Source organism: Pseudomonas sp. 3MAES_34.3B, assembly GCF_058145875.1.
This window is the reverse complement of sequence record NZ_CM176960.1, coordinates 2,248,913-2,265,348: the sequence shown is the minus strand read 5'-3', so window position 1 is coordinate 2,265,348 and position 16,436 is coordinate 2,248,913. Positions and strand designations below refer to the sequence as shown.

12 protein-coding genes are annotated in these 16,436 nt (G+C 64.4%); 8 read left to right on the top strand and 4 right to left on the bottom strand.

The window, feature by feature from the left end:
- Positions 1-8 precede the first annotated feature (8 nt).
- Positions 9-974: an ABC transporter substrate-binding protein gene (locus tag AC3Z8Y_RS10120; protein ID WP_490089563.1), complete on the bottom strand. Its 966-nt coding sequence runs from the start codon at positions 972-974 to the stop codon at positions 9-11.
- Between the two features lie 222 nt (positions 975-1,196).
- On the opposite strand from AC3Z8Y_RS10120, the gene AC3Z8Y_RS10115 reads away from it, so the two are divergent.
- The 8 genes from AC3Z8Y_RS10115 to AC3Z8Y_RS10080 all read left to right on the top strand — a co-directional run bounded on the left by AC3Z8Y_RS10115 (position 1,197) and on the right by AC3Z8Y_RS10080 (position 13,036).
- A complete protein-coding gene (locus tag AC3Z8Y_RS10115) occupies positions 1,197-1,994 on the top strand; it encodes a class II aldolase/adducin family protein (RefSeq protein ID WP_490089562.1) in 798 nt (265 codons plus the stop codon).
- 76 nt (positions 1,995-2,070) lie between these two features.
- The gene (locus AC3Z8Y_RS10110; protein WP_490089561.1) at positions 2,071-4,491 is read left to right on the top strand and encodes a TonB-dependent receptor plug domain-containing protein; all 2,421 of its coding nucleotides are present in this window, start codon (positions 2,071-2,073) and stop codon (positions 4,489-4,491) included.
- Positions 4,492-4,545: 54 nt separating this feature from the next.
- Entirely contained in the window at positions 4,546-6,174 is a 1,629-nt protein-coding gene (locus tag AC3Z8Y_RS10105; RefSeq protein WP_490089560.1) for an ABC transporter substrate-binding protein, read from the top strand.
- Positions 6,171-7,121, top strand: coding sequence for an ABC transporter permease (locus AC3Z8Y_RS10100; protein ID WP_490089559.1), 951 nt, complete (start codon positions 6,171-6,173; stop codon positions 7,119-7,121). The genes AC3Z8Y_RS10105 and AC3Z8Y_RS10100 overlap by 4 nt, the downstream gene beginning before the upstream one ends.
- A gap of 1 nt (position 7,122) precedes the next feature.
- On the top strand, positions 7,123-8,019 hold the full coding sequence (locus AC3Z8Y_RS10095; protein ID WP_490089558.1) for an ABC transporter permease: 897 nt from the start codon (positions 7,123-7,125) through the stop codon (positions 8,017-8,019).
- Positions 8,016-9,656 carry a dipeptide ABC transporter ATP-binding protein gene (locus AC3Z8Y_RS10090; RefSeq protein ID WP_490089557.1) on the top strand — a complete coding sequence of 547 codons (1,641 nt, stop codon included), beginning with the start codon at positions 8,016-8,018 and terminating at the stop codon, positions 9,654-9,656. Before AC3Z8Y_RS10095 ends, AC3Z8Y_RS10090 begins: the two co-directional genes overlap by 4 nt.
- Positions 9,657-9,795: 139 nt before the next feature.
- On the top strand, positions 9,796-11,943 hold the full coding sequence (locus AC3Z8Y_RS10085; RefSeq protein ID WP_490089556.1) for an ATP-binding protein: 2,148 nt from the start codon (positions 9,796-9,798) through the stop codon (positions 11,941-11,943).
- 142 nt (positions 11,944-12,085) lie between these two features.
- Entirely contained in the window at positions 12,086-13,036 is a 951-nt protein-coding gene (locus AC3Z8Y_RS10080; protein WP_490089555.1) for a 2-hydroxyacid dehydrogenase, read from the top strand.
- A 43-nt stretch (positions 13,037-13,079) separates the two neighbouring features.
- Here AC3Z8Y_RS10080 and AC3Z8Y_RS10075 read toward each other — a convergent pair whose 3' ends face one another.
- The 3 genes from AC3Z8Y_RS10075 to AC3Z8Y_RS10065 form a co-directional block, all read right to left on the bottom strand.
- Positions 13,080-13,694 (bottom strand): DUF3237 domain-containing protein, encoded by a 615-nt coding sequence (locus AC3Z8Y_RS10075; protein WP_490089554.1) that lies wholly within the window; start codon positions 13,692-13,694, stop codon positions 13,080-13,082.
- A gap of 49 nt (positions 13,695-13,743) precedes the next feature.
- Positions 13,744-15,549: a CocE/NonD family hydrolase gene (locus tag AC3Z8Y_RS10070; protein WP_490089553.1), complete on the bottom strand. Its 1,806-nt coding sequence runs from the start codon at positions 15,547-15,549 to the stop codon at positions 13,744-13,746.
- A gap of 83 nt (positions 15,550-15,632) precedes the next feature.
- Positions 15,633-16,385: a TorF family putative porin gene (locus AC3Z8Y_RS10065; RefSeq protein ID WP_490089552.1), complete on the bottom strand. Its 753-nt coding sequence runs from the start codon at positions 16,383-16,385 to the stop codon at positions 15,633-15,635.
- Between the last annotated feature and the right edge of the window lie 51 nt (positions 16,386-16,436).

Below are 16,436 nucleotides of genomic sequence, written 5' to 3'. Positions count from 1 at the left end.
TGAGGCCCTCACGGCTGCTTCGCCACCTGCTCATTCACGGGCACATCAAAACCCTTGGCAAAAGTAGGGGCCACGTCCAGGTGGCCATTGATCAGCCCATGGGCCTGGTAAAAATCGGCCGTTTCCTGCTGTTGCACGATGGTATTGGCATCTACCGCCTGCCAGCGCAGTTGCCGCCGTTCGAACTGCAAGCGCGCGGCGTTTTCAGGGAAGCCGATAATCGCCGCCAGCGTGCGGGAGTAGCTGTCCAGGTTCTGGTAGGCCCACACCTGCGCCTTGGCCAGGCGCGCGAGGTAATCCTGCAAGGCGGCGCGGTGGGCGGGGTCAGCCAGCGCCTTGTCGGTGGCGGCCAGGAAGCTGTTGCCGCTGGACAGCCCGCGGCCATTGACCAGCACCCGGGCCTGACCGCTCAGTTCGGACAGCGCCGTGTAGGGTTCCCATGTGGCCCAGGCGTCTACCGAACCGTTGGCCAGCGCCATCTTGGCATCCACCGGGCCCAGGAAGCGAAACTCCACGTCTTTCTCGGTCAGCCCCACGCTGGCCAGTGCCCGAAGCGCAATGTAGTGCCCGATCGAACCGCGCCCGGTGGCGATGCGCTTGCCCTTGAGGTCGGCCGCCGAATGCAGGGGTGCATCAGGGTTGACCAGCACGGCCGTGCCGTAGGCGTCGGATTTGTCCACGGCAATGGCCTTCACCTGAGCGCCCGAGGCGAGTGCGAACAGCAGCGGCGCGTCGCCGATGATGCCGGCATCCACCGCGTCGGCGTTCAATGCTTCGGCCAAAGGCGCCGCCGCCGGGAATTCGGACCAGCGCAGGTCGTAAGGCAGGTCCCGCAGGGCGTCAGCGGCCTCCAGCTGGGCGCGCATGTTGCCTTTCTGGTCGCCGATGCGCAGTTCGATACGGTCAGCGGCCACCGCATGGCCAGCAAGCAGCAGGGCGGCACCGAAGGCCAGGATTCGAGCAAAGGGAGGCATGGGCAGGTTCCTTGAGCGTGCCGTGGTGCTTACCGCACGCGGCTTGAGAGAGAAGACCGGACGAACTCTACCCGCACCTTTTATATTCCTGAAATGCATTTTTAGAATAACTTAATATGCATTTCCAAAAACATTTCCTGTCTGTGCTTAGACCAAAAAAGAATTTTACAGCGGAAATATTGCGCCCTACCGTCATAAGCCCTGACACAGGAGCGCCCCTTGATGACCGCTTTGTCCGTACTGCCTGACACCCCTGCCCTCACCGTTCGCCAGCGGGTAACCCCGGAAGAATGGGAGGTGCGGGTAAAGTTGGCCGCAGCCTACCGGCTGGCTGCGCTGTTCCGCTGGACGGACCACATCTACACGCACTTTTCCGCCCGCGTGCCGGGCCCGGAAGAGCACTTTCTGATCAACGCCTTCGGCCTGCTGTTCGACGAGATCACCGCCTCCAACCTGGTAAAAGTAGACGTAGACGGCACGCTGATCGACGACCCACTGGGCCTCGGCATCAACCAGGCCGGCTATGTGATTCACAGCGCCATCCACCGCGCCCGACCCGACCTCAAGGCGGTGCTGCACACTCACACCCGCGACGGCGCGGCGGTATCGGCCCAGCGTAATGGCCTGCTGCCGCTGTCCCAGCACGCGCTGGCGTATTACAGCCGGGTGAAATACCACACCTACGAAGGCGTGGCGCTTGACCTGGACGAACAGGAACGGCTGGTGGCCAACCTGGGCGACAGCAATATCTTCATCCTGCGCAACCACGGCCTGCTCACGGGTGGGGTGAGCATCGAGCATGCCTTCCGTGAACTGCACGGGCTGGAGCGCGCCTGCAATATCCAGATCGCCGCGCAGGCAGGCGGCAACGTAGACCTGCTGTTCGCGCCCGACGCGGCCATCGAGAAGGTACGTCAGCAAACGGCTGGCCTGCTCGACGGCAGCAGCCCGGGCCTGCAGCGCCACTGGGATGCGCTTATCCGCCAGCTGGACCGCGAAGGCCAGGATTACAAGGAATAACCCTGCTTTTACCCAGCCGCCACAGCTGCACCCGCACCAAGGGCCAGTGACACTCGATTCAAGGAAGACGCCCTCGATGCCCTACCCGTATTTGCGCCTGTCAGCCGTTACCGCTTCTGTTCTGCCTGGCTTGTTCATGGCCACCGCGCCCATGGCAGAGGCGGCCGACAGTGACCCCACCCTCAGTACCGTCACAGTGATCTCCACCGGGGTGCGCGGGCAACAACGCACCGTGGCCGACAGCCCTGCCCCTATCGATGTGATCAACAGCGATCAGTTGCTGAAAACCGGGCGGGCGGAGCTGTCCGAAGCCATTTCCAAACTGCTGCCCTCGTTCAACTTCGGCACCAATATCGCCGGCTACAACTCGGTCACCCGGCCACTGAGCAACCGTAGCCTGGGCCCGGCCTACACCCTGGTGCTGGTGAACGGCAAACGCCGGCACAACGGTGCGGTGGGCCAGCGCGGTTCCATTGATAACAGCGGCGCCAATGCCGTTGACATCGACGTGATCCCGGTCAGCGCCGTGGACCATATCGAAGTGCTCAAGGACAGCGCCGCCGCGCAGTACGGCTCGGATGCGGTGGCCGGGGTGATCAATATCATCCTCAAGCGCGGCAATACCGGCGGCCACGTGGAAACCAGCTACGGCAAGCTGTACTCCGGCGAAGGGGAAACCCTCAAGTTCGCCGGTGACGAAGGCTTCGAACTGGGCAATGGCGGTTTTTTTCACCTCTCGGCAGACGCCCATAAACGCGGCGACGCTTCCTGGAACGGCAAGGCCGACAGCAGCGTGCACGCCTACACAGACCCTGTGAAAGAAGCCGCCTGGGATCGCGTAGCCATTCGCAATGGCGACCCGGACCTCAAGGCCTTCAACCTTGCCTACAACGCCGAGTTGCCGCTGGACCAGGTCACGCTCTATTCCTTTTCCACCTACGGTGAGCGCGACGCCGAGGCGTACAACTATTACCGGTTACCCACCGGCACCGCCGCCGTGCCCGAGCTGTTCCCCGACGGCTACTACCCGCTCAACAACATCAAGGACCGGGACTACCAGTTCCTGTTCGGCGGCAAGGGCGAGCTGGCCGCATGGAACTGGGACCTGAGCACCAGCTACGGGCGCAACAACGTGCACCACTCCAGCGACTTCAACATCAACCCATCGCTGGGTACCGCCTCGCCCACGAAATTCGACAACCTGGCCACTTTCCGCTTCGAGCAGTGGGTGAACAACCTGGACGTCACCCGCCACTACGACAGCCTGTTCCAGCTCACGCCGCCGGTGCAGGTGTCGGCCGGGCTGGAACACCGCTGGGAGCGCTTCAGCACCTTCGCCGGAGACCCGGAGGCCTATATCACCGGCACCTATCCGGCAGCCTCCGGCGCCCAGGCGGCGGTGACCATCCGCCCCGAAGACGAAGTGAGCCTGATCCGCAACAACTACGCCGGGTACCTGGACTTGGGCTTCGACCTCACCGACCGCTGGTTCGTAGACGTGGCCGGGCGGGTGGAACATTACGACGATGACTCGGGCAATACCTTCGGGCTGAAGGTGAATTCCCGCTACGAGCTCACCGACACCGTGGCGGTGCGTGGCACTGTGGGCACGGGCTTTCGCGCGCCCTCGTTGACCCAGATCGGCTACACCGTGGCCGATAACCGCGTGGCCACCGACGTGAACGGCAACGTGGTACCGGCAGTCACCCGGCTCACGCCCTCGGACAGCAACCTGGCCAAGGCGCTGGGTGGCGATGACCTCAAGCCGGAGAAGTCCCGCAACCTAGGCCTGGGCCTGACCTGGCAACCGGCGCCGCGTACCAGCGTGACCGCCGACGCCTACCTGATCGACATCGACGACCGCATCACCCTGACCAGCAACATCTACGACCAGGGCAACGGTGTGGTCAACAGCATCCTCGCCGCTCAAGGCGTGGCCACTGGCACCTGGGTGAACTACTACACCAATGCGTTCGACACCCGCACCCGCGGACTGGACATCGTGGGTGACCACACCACGCCATTGGCCGGTTGGGGCGAGGTGCGCTGGAGCCTGGCGTTCAACTGGAACAAGACCACCATCGAGGACCTGCGCGACACCCCCGCTTCGCTGGCCAACTCGGGTGTGACCCTGGTGGGCCGGGACCGTGAAGGCGACCTGACCGAAGCAACGCCCAAGACCAAATGGATACTGGGCGCCAACTGGAAGCTGGACGACCTGGCGGTAAACCTGCAAACCACCCGCTATGGCGCGGTGAAAACCCTGGCGGTGAACCCCAGCGGTGATCGCAGCTTCAATGCGCGGTGGATCACCGACCTGGACGTGAGTTACACCTTCTTCGACCAGCTCACCGTGAGCGTGGGCGGCACCAACATCTTCGACGTACGCCCCAGCCGCAATGCGGTGTACAGCAGCCTGGGCCTGGCGCCCTATGGCAACCCGCCGTTCTACCCGGGCGGCGGTTACTGGTACACCAAGCTCGCTTACGACTTCTGAAACCTATCCGGCCCGCTGCCGGAGGGCGGCGCGGCCTTGACCGAGGATGCGCTTATGACACTTGATCGTTCCCTGGCCAGCGCAGCCCTGCTGGCCGCCATCGCCCTGGCCTTGCCAGGTTGTTCACCGTCCCCTGCCGACGCACAGGCCGCGACCACGCTGAAGATTGCCTTCTTCAGCGACAACACCCAGCTGGTGAGCCTGGACCCTTTCCAGGTGTACTGGCTGGAGCATCGCGTGGTGCTGCGCAACGTGGCCGAATCCCTCACCGACCAGGACCCGAAAACCGGCGAAATCATCCCTTGGCTGGCCGAACGGTGGGAAGTGAGCCCCGACGCCCGCGCCTACACCTTCTACTTGCGCAAGGGCGTGACGTTCAGCAATGGCGAGCCCTTCGATGCCCAAGCCGTGAAAACTGCCTTCGACACCGACAAGGCCTTCGCGGCGCAATTGCCCAGCACCTTCGGCGCCACGTACCTGGCTGGTTACGATCATGCCGAGGTGGTCGATGCCCATACGGTGAAGCTGGTGTTGTCGCGGCCCAACGCGGGCTTCTTGCAGGCGACCTCGACCACCAACCTGGCGATTCTCGCGCCGGAGTCGTACCGCAAAACGGCGCAGGAGCGCTCGAAAGGCGCCATCATCGGCACCGGCCCGTTCGTGCTGGAGCATTACACGCCGGAAAGCGGCCTGCGCCTGGTAAAGCGCCAAGGCTACGCGTGGCCCTCGGCGAATGTGCAGAACAAGGGTGAGTCGCACCTGGCGGCCGTCGACGTAAGCTATGTGCCGGAAGACAGCGTGCGCAACGGGCAATTTCTCCAGGGCCAGGTGGACATCCTGTGGCCGCGCGATCCGTTTTCCGACGTAGACCTGCAGCTGCTGCAAAGCAGGAAGGCGACGATCCAGAGCCGCTCGCTGCCGGGCCCGGCGTGGAACCTCTACCCCAATACCCGCGGCGACCGCATCCTGGCGGATCAGAACGTACGCCTGGCCGTGCAAAAGGCCATCGACCGCAAGACCTACGCGGCCACGGTGTACAACCCGAAGTTCCCGGTGGTGGACGGCGTGTTCGACGTGACCACGCCGTACTTCCGCAGTCAAGGCGCCAAGCTGGCGTTCGACCCGCAAGGTGCCAGCCACTTGCTGGCGCAGGCCGGCTGGCAACCAGGCCCCGACGGCTACCGCTACAAGGACAGCAAGCGCCTGACCCTCGTTTACAACCTGGCCGGCAAGGAAACCGCCGGGGATGTGCTGATCCAGGACCAGCTGAAAAAAGTAGGCATCGACCTCAAGCTGCGGGTGCAGACCAAGGCCGAGTGGGCCGCCGCCAACGCCGCGGGCAACTACGACCTCACTTACACCTACATGACCCGCGCCGACCCCATCGTGTTGCAGACCATCCTCGACCCACGCAGTGCCAACAGCTCCACACTGGCCACCAACGTGTACCCCCCGGCGACGCTCAACCAGGCGCAAGCCCTGTTCGACAGCGGCCTTACCGCTACCAGCGCGGATCAGCGCGCCCAGGCCTATGGCGACCTGCAAGCGCTGCTGATCGACCAAGGCTCGGCGATCCCGGTGTATGAGCGGGTATGGCAGGCAGCGACCGCGCCGCGCGTGCAGAACTTCCGCTGGAGCGCCGAAGGCTTTGCCTTCCTCAACGACATCGAGGTGAAGCCATGAGCCGCTATCTGCTCGGGCGGATGGCCCAGGCGCTGCTGGTGTTGTGGGGTGCCTACAGCATTACCTACTTCATCTTGTACCTGCTTCCGGGGGACCCACTGTCCATCATGCTCAGCGCTTCGGGCATGGAAATCGACGCGCTGTCGCCCGAGCAACTGGCCAAGGCGCGTACCTATTACGGGCTGGACCAAGGCGTACTGGAGCGCTACGTGCACCTGCTGTGGGGCGTGCTGCATGGCGATTTTGGCCAATCCCTGACCCTCAACCGGCCAGTGACCGCGGTATTGGCCGAGCGGCTGCCGCAAACCCTGGCGCTGGCCGGCAGCGCGATCGTGCTGTCCCTGGTGGGCGGTGTGGGCCTGGCCTACCTGGCGGCTTATGTGCGCTGGGCACCGCTCAAAACTGCCCTGTCGAGGGTGCCGGCGCTGGGCTTTTCGGTGCCGGTGTTCTGGATGGGCCTGCTGTTGATCCAGGTGTTCGCGTTCAGCCTGGGCTGGTTTCCCGCCACCGGCAGTAATGGCCTGGCCAGCCTGGTGCTGCCGGCGATCACGCTGTCGATCCCCAGCGCGGCGGTGTATGCGCAGGTGTTGCAACGGGGCTTCCGGGACGTAGCCCGCGAACCCTATATCGTCACGGCCTATGCCAAGGGCCTGAGCCGTGGCCAGGTGCAGGCACGCCACAGCCTGCGCAACGCCGCCCTGCCCTTGCTCACGTTGATCGGCCTGCAAGTGGGCAACACCGTTTCCGGCGCGGTACTGGTGGAAACCATCTTCGCCCGCAACGGCGTGGGCCGCTTGGTGCAGGAAGCGGTACTGCGCCAGGACATTCCGCTGGTGCTGGCGATCGTCAGCGTGTCGGCTGCGGCTTTTGTGCTGGTGAACCTGCTGGTGGACCTGCTCTACCCCGTGCTCGATCCCCGTATCACCCATTCGCCAAAGGTGGCCTGACATGACTGGTACCAACCGCTTGATTGCCCCTTCCTTCACTGCCGAACCGCTGGCCTGGCGGCCCCGTCGCCGGCTTGAACGCTGGCTGGCGGTGGCCGAGCCGTTGGCGCGCCGGCCGGGGTTTTTACTGGCCACGGCGCTGGTGGTGTTCACATTGATCGCCGCAGCAGCGCCCTGGCTGTTCAGCGGCCTGGACCCGTATGCCACTGCACCCGCAGCCAAACTGCTGCCGCCTGGCCAGGAGCATTGGTTCGGCACCGATGAGCTGGGCCGCGACCTGTACACACGCATGCTGTACGGCGCGCGCCTGTCATTGGAAGCTGCGCTGCTGGCGGTAGGCCTGGCGCTTGGCTGCGGCCTTGGGCTGGGCATTCTGGCGGGCTTTATCGGTGGCCGTATCGACGCGCTGATCATGCGCGTGGTGGATGTGCTGCTGGCCTTGCCGGGCCTGCTGTTGGCCTTGGCCATCGTCACCGCTATCGGTTTCGGCACCTTGCCCGTGGCCGTGGCGGTTGGCGTGGGCATCATCCCCGGCTTTGCCCGCACCACCCGCGCCGAAGTGCTGCGGATCAAAACCCTGCCCTATGTGGAGGCCGCGCGGCTGGGCGGCGCCAGCTGGGCGCGCACCCTGCTGCGGCATGTGCTGCCCAACGCCTGGGGGCCGGTGGCGGTACTGGCCACGCTGGACGTGGGCGCGGCCATCCTGGCCACGGCCGGGCTGAGTTTTCTTGGCTTTGGTGCAGAGCCACCGGCAGCAGAATGGGGCACGCTGATCGCCAACGGCCGGCACTTTCTGATCACCGCGCCTTGGGTGTCCTTACTGCCGGGGCTGTTCGTGGTGCTGGTGGTGTTCAGCCTCAACCACATGGCCCGCACCTTCGAGGAGCTGCATCCATGAGCGCACTGATCGAGGTACGCGACCTGCGCGTGAACTACCATGGCAGCGCAGGTGTGACAGAGGCCGTGCGGGGTTTGAGTTTCGAGCTGCGTGAGGGGGAAACGCTGGCTATCGTAGGCGAGTCGGGCTCTGGAAAAACCACGGTAGCGAGCGCCCTGCTCGGTCTGCTGCCTGCCAGCGCACGGATCACCCAGGGTGTGCTGAAGGTGAACGGCGAAGACGTGACCCACGCCAGCGAGCGAGTGAAGCGCCAACTGCGCGGTGGAATCATCGGGCTGGTGCCGCAAGACCCGATGGTAAGCCTCAACCCCACGCTGAGCATTGGCCGCCAGATCGGCGAAAGCCTGGTGCTGCGCCACGGCGGCCGCTACCCCGCGCTCGATGTGGACGTGATTGCGTTACTGGCGCAGGTAGGGCTCGACAACCCCGAGCTGCGCGCCCGCCAATACCCGCATGAGCTGTCCGGTGGCATGCGCCAACGGGTGCTGATCGCCATCGCTCTGGCGGGCGAGCCACGGGTGATCATCGCCGACGAGCCCACCAGCGCGCTGGATGTGACTGTGCAGCGGCGCATCCTCGATCACCTGGAGCAACTGGTGAAGGCCCGCGGTATCGCCCTGCTGATCATCACCCATGACCTGGGCGTGGCGGCAGACCGGGCCGACCGGGTGCTGGTGATGACCAAAGGCGAGCGCGTGGAAGATGGCCCCGCGCGGCAGGTGCTCGGTGCCCCAGCACACCCCTATACCCGTGCGTTGCTGGCCGCCGCGCCCGGCTTCAGCGATGGCCCGGGCCCTGTTCCGTTGCCAGCGCCGGCCCCGGGTACCCGGCCGCTGCTCAAGTTTGAAGGCGTAGGGAAACGTTATCCGCTGCCAGGGCATGGCGCGCCGCTGCAGGCACTCGATCAGCTGAGCTGCGAAGTGTATGCCGGCCAGACACTGGCCATCGTGGGCGAATCCGGCTCGGGCAAAAGCACCACCCTGCGTATCGCCCTGGGCTTGGAAGCGGCCAGCGAAGGCCGCGTGCTGTTCGCCGGCCAGGACCTCACCGGGCTTGGCTGGAAAGCCTTTCGGCCGGTGCGCCAGCGCATGCAGCTGGTGCAGCAAAACCCCTTCGCCGCGCTGGACCCGCGCTTCAGCGTGTTCCAGAGCGTGGTCGAGCCGCTGGTATCTTTCGGCCGGCTTAAGGGCAAGGCCCTCGAACAGGCGGCCCGCACGTTGATGGACCAGGTGGGGCTGCCCGTCAGCTTTCTTGACCGCCTGCCGCGGGAACTCTCCGGCGGCCAGCGCCAGCGCGTAGCCATTGCCCGGGCGCTGAGCCTGGGGCCGGAGCTGCTGTTGCTGGACGAACCGGTATCGGCGCTGGACGTGTCAGTGCAGGCCCAGATCCTGGACCTACTGCGTACCCTTCAGGCCGAACTGGGCGTCGGCTATGTGCTGGTGAGCCACGACCTCGCTGTGGTCAAGAGCCTCGCCCACCAGGTGCTGGTGCTGCGCCATGGCGAAGTGATTGAACAAGGCCCGGCCCAGCAGGTGCTGGAACGGCCGAGCCAGGCCTATACCCGGGAATTGCTGGCCGCAGTGCCAGGGCGCGGCCTATACAGCCCCGTGCCCTCGCGGGAAGCCCAGATTTTTTAGGACCAGGGGCGCCGCCCTTGCCTTCCCTTCGGGCGCCTTGCACCTTTTTGCTATCATGGTGGGCACTCTGCCCCGGCGCGTTGTCATAGCTGAACCACCCCCAGCCTTACCCTGAACGTTCGCGCGATATAGGCCTGCCATGTCTGTTGTGTCACCCGCCCAGATCACCTTGGACAACTGCGAGAACGAGCCCATCCACACCCCGGGCTCGATCCAGCCGCATGGGGCACTGGTGGCGCTGGCGCCGGATGGCCTGGTGCTGACGCGCAGCCTGAATTTCGCTGGCCACCTGGGCACCGATGCGTCGCCTGGCCAGCCGCTACCTGAGGTACTGCTCAGCCAGCTCGCCGAACTCGTGGAGGCTGGGCTGATGGCCGAGGAAGGCTGGACCGACAGCAGCCGTTATACGGCGGGCGATAGCGGTTTCGATGTGATCGCGCACCGCTATCAGAACGTGATCTACCTGGAGTTCGAGGCACAACCGCTGGCCCAGAACGCCTTTTATCACCTCGCCGCCCATGCTCAACGGATCATTGCGCGCATTCGCCATGCCCGGGACGCCGACGTGCTTCTGCGCCGGGTTACCCTGGATATCCGCGACCTCACCGGCTACGACCGGGTAATGGCCTACCGCTTTCGCCCGGACGATTCCGGCGAAGTCGTGGCCGAGGCTCATCGCCCGGGCCTGGTGTCCTATCTGGGCCAGCGCTACCCGGCGTCGGATATTCCAAGACAAGCCCGCCGGCTGTATATCCAGAACCCCACCCGGCTCATCGCCGACGTAACCTACAGCCCTTCCCTGCTGGCGCCCCAGCGGCATCCCTCGACGGGCCAGCCTTTCGACCTGAGCCATTGCGAGCTTCGCAGTGTGTCGCCGATTCACTGCGAGTACCTGGGCAACATGGGTGTGCACGCCTCCATGAGCGTGTCGATCGTGGTAGCGGGCAAGCTGTGGGGGCTTTTCTCCTGCCATCACCACGCGGCCAAGACGTTGGCGTATTCCGTGCGGCTGTCCTTTCAGATGGTGTCGCAAATCTGCGCGGCGCTGGTGGAGCGGCTGGAGCAGATCCGCGAGGGGGAAGCGATCAACCTGGCGCAAACCCGTATCCATGCGATGGAAGAAGGCCTGCACGACGCTGGCGATCTGATCGCGGCCCTTTGCCAGGCCAACCCCGGCCTGGACAGCCTGATGGACTGCATGGACGTAGCCGTGTGCCTGAAGGGCCGGGTACAAACCCTTCACGGCGTGGCCGACGAAGCCGCACGGCAAATGAACGGCTACCTGGCCGCCTTGAGCGACGCCAACCTGTATGCACTCGAGCGCTGGCCGGGGCCGGGGCCGATCAACGGCCTGTGCGGAGTGCTGGCGGTGCGCTTTGACCGCCGGGAAAACGGCTGGATCATGTGGTTCCGCCCTGAGCAGGTGGAAAACGTGCGCTGGGGTGGCAAGCCGGAAAAAATCATCGATATCGGCCCGCTGGGCCCCAGGCTTACGCCACGCGGATCGTTCGAGGCCTGGGAAGAAGTGGTGCGCGGGCAATCGGTGCCCTGGTCGCGTATCGACCGTACGGTGGCCGAACAGCTGCGCCAGGCCCTCGCCAACGTGGTGTTCACCCGCTTGAGCCACACCAACGTCATGCGCCAGATGCTGATTGCAGCCTTGGGCCACGACCTGCGTACGCCGCTGCAGTCGATCACCATGGCGGCGTCGATGCTCAACGATAACGAACAGCGCACCGCGCGCCTGCGCCAGAGTATCGCCACCTCCTCGGGGCGGATGAGCCGCCTGGTAAGCCATGTGATGGAGCTGAGCCGGTTGCAGGCAGGCCTGGGCATGGCGCTCACTCGCGTGCCCACCGACGTTTCCGCGCTGCTCGAAGCACTCGCCGACGAGGCAGAACTGGCTTATCCGGGGCTTCACCTGGAGCGCGAGATTCAGGCCGGTTTGCACGCCAACCTGGACCCGGACCGCCTCGCACAGGTGGTGATCAACCTGGTAGGCAATGCCAGCCAGCACGGGGAGAGCAACCGCGCGCGCCTGGGCCTGAGCGCCGACACTGAAGCCTTGCGTGTAACCGTGAGCAACCCGGCGGCCCCCATGAGCGAAGAGCGGCTCAACCACTTGTTTACGCCGCTCAAAGGCACCACCAACCCCCAGGCCAACCGCGATGGCCTGGGGTTGGGGCTTTACATTTCCGACGCCATTGCGCGGGCCCATGGCGGGGCCATTGCTGCCGAGCAGGCTGACGGCGAAGTTACGTTCACCGTGAAGATTCCGCTACGCTGATCACCTGACGCAGCGGCGACAGGCCCTGCAATGCCAGGAAAACCCAAGCGCGAACCTGATGATCCAACCCTCAGCCGTTCCACCCGCTGAGCCTGATTCCATGACCACGGCCCGGTAGCGGGCCGTTCCTGCGGAGCACTGCATGACTGACAACACTGTGGACGTACTGGTATGGGGCGCGTTGAACCCGAGCCTGATGGCCAACCTGCAACAGCATTACCAGGTGCATAACCGCGCCGAGATCACTGACCTCCAGGCCTGGGGCGACACCCATGGCGCGAAGATCACTGCGGTAATCACCAGTGGTGTGTTCGGTACCGAGATCGACGTGCTGGAGCGCCTGCCCAACCTCAAGGTGGTGTGCAGCTTTGGCGTGGGCTACGACGCCATCGACATCGCCTACCTGGCTGACCGCGGCGTTCCAGTAAGCAATACCCCGGATGTACTCAACAACGCCGTGGCCGAAACCGCCATGGCGCTCACCCTGTGCCTCACCCGGCGCATCAGCGAGGCCGAGCGTTTCGTGCGGGCGGGGGCCTGGCCTACCGGCAAGTTCCCTCTGGGCCGCCAGCTCACCGGCAAAACCTGCGGCATCGTCGGGCTGGGCAAGATCGGTAAAACCATCGCTTTGCGCGCCGCCGCGTTCGAGATGAACATCGCCTACTACCGCCGGGGCGAGCCGTATGCCGGGATCGACTACACCCATTACAACGACCTGGCCGAGCTGGCCCGGGCAGCCGATTACTTGATCGTGATCGTGCCCGGCGGTGCAGGTACCCAGCACTTGATCAACCGGGAAGTGCTCCAGGCCCTCGGCCTGGACGGCTTCCTGATCAACGTGGCCCGTGGCTCGGTGGTGGACGAGCAGGCGCTGATTGCCGCGCTTCAGGCCAAGGAGATTGCCGGCGCGGCCCTGGACGTGTTTGAAAACGAGCCCCACGTGCCCAGCGAGCTGATGAGCATGGACAACGTGGTGCTGGCCCCGCACATTGGCAGCGGCACCCACGAAACCCGCCAGGCCATGGCCGACCTGGTGTTCGCCAACCTTCAGCAGTTCATGGCCGACGGCACCCTGATCACGCCAGTGGAATAAGCCCTTGCGCGGCCTGATTATCCGGGCCGCGACCTTGCCTTGTTTAAACGCCGTCTACCCGATAGCAGCCGATCAACACTTCGTCGTCCGCCACATCGTCGATGGTGCCTACGAACACGAAGTCGCTCAGCCACGCGTAGCGGCCGGGGGGCGTCTTGAACGAAGGGGTGGTACGGCAGTAGTAATCGGCTGCGGCGGGCGTCTGCCCCTTGGCAAGTTTCGCCTTCCCCGCTTCGTTGGGCCGCCAGATGCCAGGGTTGTGAATGATCAGCACCTGGCCGTCGTCGGTTTTCAGCCGGTACAAGGCCTCGATCAGGGTCACGCCGTCGTCGCGCTCTACCGACATGTCCGCGCCGCCCGGGATTACCGTGCCGGCAAGCCCCTGCCCGGCGAAATGGCCACCTACGATGGGGTAGTTGATTCGGTGCCCGTCGGCGCCTTTGCCCATGTCCTCTTCCGGGCCCAGCTTTACATTGATCTGCAGCACGCATTCAGTGCTGATGCGACCGGCCGTGTCGTTAACGCCCGAGCGCTTGTCCCCGGGCGTAGTGGCAGCTCTGAGTTGCCCCGCCGCTGCGAGTGACAGCGCACCCAAGGCAATGGGCGCGGTGCGCAATAGGTGCCTGCGATTGAAGCCCGTGGCGTCATATTCGCTCATGGTGTTCTCCTGAGCCGCCCATTGGCGGCGAGCACGGGTGGTAAGGGGTTCATTTCAACGGGTCGGGCCGGCAGGGTTGTTTAAGGAGCGAGCCACAGGAAGGCTGCGTGGTGGGCACTGTGACCCCGCCGAGCACCCCCAGCATCAGCCGCGACGGATGCTGCCCGTCATGGAGCACTTTGTTCACCGCCGGCAGCGAGAAGCTGTCAAAACCATAACCGCCGGTACGCCCCGGCGCATCGATCCAGATCCGCACCTGGCTGCCTTTGCGGAACACATGGGAAAACGGCGAGAGCTCTACCCGCCCAAGTACGGGTTCGTCCGGGTATAGCGGCTGGATGCTTTCCGGCGTGTCCAGCAGCCAGGGGCGCAACGCGGTCGACCGCGAGGCATCGAGTTGGCGCGCGGATAGCCGCAACCAGCCGCGCTGCACATACACCTCCTGCCCGTCTGCGAGCACCTGAGTTACGGTCACCTGCACATCGGCATCCGGCCCCAGGCTGGTGGACAGCCATAGGTCCGCGCTGGCGGGGCCATAAACGACCATGTCGTCCGCCAGCGGTGGGCTGGTGTAGGCGACGCTGCCTTCTTTCCAGCCGGGCTTCTGATCGCCCCAGGCATTGTCGACCTCGTAGGTGTTCACATCCGGCCCCGCAACAGGGTAGCGGTATTCATCCGGCTCGCCGCCGGGCGCGCCATCGCGGACCAGCCGATGGCCTTCACCCAGCACAAACGCCGCCGGGGTAACCGCCACCGGAAAGCTGCCCCGCTGGATAGTCCAGCCCGGTGTCGCCTGTTCATTGATCGCGTGCTCGTCGTGGCTGGCGGCGGTGGTTTCCTGCCAGATCTCCACCCGCGGTTGTTTATCGAAACCGTTCTGCTCGCCCTTTACGAAACGATCGAAGAAACGAATGAGCTTGTCGCGAAAGTGAAGGGATTCGTAGAGGTCGTGCTGGCCGTTGGTTTGCACGATGTACAACCGCTTGGGGTCCACTGTTTCGTGGTAATAGCCTTCCCTGGCCATCACCGCTTCGTCCTGCCACGCTTCCATGGAAAGAATGGGCACCTGGATCTGATCGGTATGGGCGCGAATGCTGCGCGATTCTATCCACGCGTCACGCAACGGGTGGGTCGCCAGTTGCACCATCAGCGAAACCTTGCGAACGTTTACGTCGTTGCGGTCCAACTGCGCCAGGCAGCGGGCGTCTTTTTCAGTCTCGGCGCTTGCCCGTACCGCCTTCCAGCGTTGGTCCAGGTACCAGTGCCAGCCTGTCACGAACTCAGGTGCGGGGACCGCCCCCGGCGCCCAGCTGTCGCCACGCGGCTCGCCCAGCGCCATGCCGGGCGCAATGGCCTTGAGGTGCGGTGGCCGCTCGGCGGCAGTCTTGAGTTGGGACATCCCGGCCCATGACCAGTTGGCCATGCCGATTGCACCGGTGGACCACGGCTGCGCAGCCGCGAACTCGACTGCATCTCGGCCGTCAGTGCCATAGGCCTTGCCCAGAAAATCAAACTGCCCCTGGGAACAGCCCGTGCCCCGGGCGCTTACGCCCATCACGGCATAGCCATGTTCGAGCAGGGCTTTGTCCAAGCCTACGGAAAACGTTTCGTCGTCGGCCAGATAGGCCGAGCCGCCGATACTGCCTGAATCGTATCCGCTGTATTTGAGAATGACCGGGTGCTTGCCCTGCCCCTTCGGCAACAGTACTGAATACCTTAACGAGGTGCCGTCGGCCGCTTTCAGGTAGCCCGTGATGCGTTTTCCCCAGAATGGCTCCCAGCTTCGCGCTGGGGTATTGGAGGCTGCCTGATCGGGCACGTCCTGGGCATTGGTGCAGACAGGCAACAGTGCCACCAGTGCGCAGCTGCCCCAGAAGGCCACTTTCCTGCTTGCGTAGCAAAATATGGAATGGCTGATCACGTGGGTACCTATGCGGGTCAAAAGGTTTTGGTGGCGCTGGCAACCAAAGTGGCCGAGCACACGTCCTTGTATGTGTTCACCGAAGCGCATTCGGCGCGGGACAAATCGGTGTCGATATAGCCCAGGCGCCACTCAACGCCGAGGGCTTCACGGTTGATGCCCACTTCCCAATCGCGGTAGGCGCTGCGGGTGGCGCCACTGCCGGACACCCAGATGTCATCCTTGGCGTCGCTGTAGCCGTAGCGAGCATCGAGGCTGAAGCCTTGGGGCAGTTCGAAGGTGTATTTGGCCCAATACACTGCATGGTCATCGTCGAAAGGCTTCACCTCGGACGTGTACTTCATGCCCAGCTCCACCCCGTAGGCGTCGACGGTCCCGACCCATTCGCCATAGTTGTATTCGCTGTTTTTGGGGTAGTCGTACTCGAAATAGGTCAGGGACATCCCGGCCATTTCGTTGAAGCGGGTCGAATAACCTACGTAGTAGTCGTATTCACGGTGGGTAGCGGTGCCGAAGTCCACATTGGAGGTAAACACCCCCGCATAGAAGCCGCTGCTGTGGGTCAGGCTTGCATCGAACTGCAAGGCCGGGTCGCCCAGGGTTTGCGAGATCCCGCCTGTGCGGTAGTCGCTCAAGGCGCCGATCACCAGGCTCGCCTCCATGTCTTCGGTCAAGGGCATGCCCCACGCCGGCATCGCGATGCCTGCGGCTGCAGCCGTTGTAATGGCCGTCACAACCGCCATTGCCTGATAGTGCATGTTCGCTTTCATCGTCCGCCTTTTGTGCTTGTTGTTGAACGGCAGCGTTGTGTTGCCTCGATG

What these genes read in the sequence shown, in the direction of transcription:
- AC3Z8Y_RS10100 (WP_490089559.1), top strand. Translation starts at nt 6,171, where the DNA reads ATGAGCCGCTATCTGCTCGGGCGGATGGCCCAGGCGCTGCTGGTGTTG.
- AC3Z8Y_RS10105 (WP_490089560.1), top strand. Translation starts at nt 4,546, where the DNA reads ATGACACTTGATCGTTCCCTGGCCAGCGCAGCCCTGCTGGCCGCCATC.
- AC3Z8Y_RS10110 (WP_490089561.1), top strand. Translation starts at nt 2,071, where the DNA reads ATGCCCTACCCGTATTTGCGCCTGTCAGCCGTTACCGCTTCTGTTCTG.
- AC3Z8Y_RS10115 (WP_490089562.1), top strand. Translation starts at nt 1,197, where the DNA reads ATGACCGCTTTGTCCGTACTGCCTGACACCCCTGCCCTCACCGTTCGC.
- AC3Z8Y_RS10080 (WP_490089555.1), top strand. Translation starts at nt 12,086, where the DNA reads ATGACTGACAACACTGTGGACGTACTGGTATGGGGCGCGTTGAACCCG.
- AC3Z8Y_RS10120 (WP_490089563.1), bottom strand. Translation starts at nt 974, where the DNA reads ATGCCTCCCTTTGCTCGAATCCTGGCCTTCGGTGCCGCCCTGCTGCTT.
- AC3Z8Y_RS10090 (WP_490089557.1), top strand. Translation starts at nt 8,016, where the DNA reads ATGAGCGCACTGATCGAGGTACGCGACCTGCGCGTGAACTACCATGGC.
- AC3Z8Y_RS10095 (WP_490089558.1), top strand. Translation starts at nt 7,123, where the DNA reads ATGACTGGTACCAACCGCTTGATTGCCCCTTCCTTCACTGCCGAACCG.
- AC3Z8Y_RS10065 (WP_490089552.1), bottom strand. Translation starts at nt 16,385, where the DNA reads ATGAAAGCGAACATGCACTATCAGGCAATGGCGGTTGTGACGGCCATT.
- AC3Z8Y_RS10085 (WP_490089556.1), top strand. Translation starts at nt 9,796, where the DNA reads ATGTCTGTTGTGTCACCCGCCCAGATCACCTTGGACAACTGCGAGAAC.
- AC3Z8Y_RS10075 (WP_490089554.1), bottom strand. Translation starts at nt 13,694, where the DNA reads ATGAGCGAATATGACGCCACGGGCTTCAATCGCAGGCACCTATTGCGC.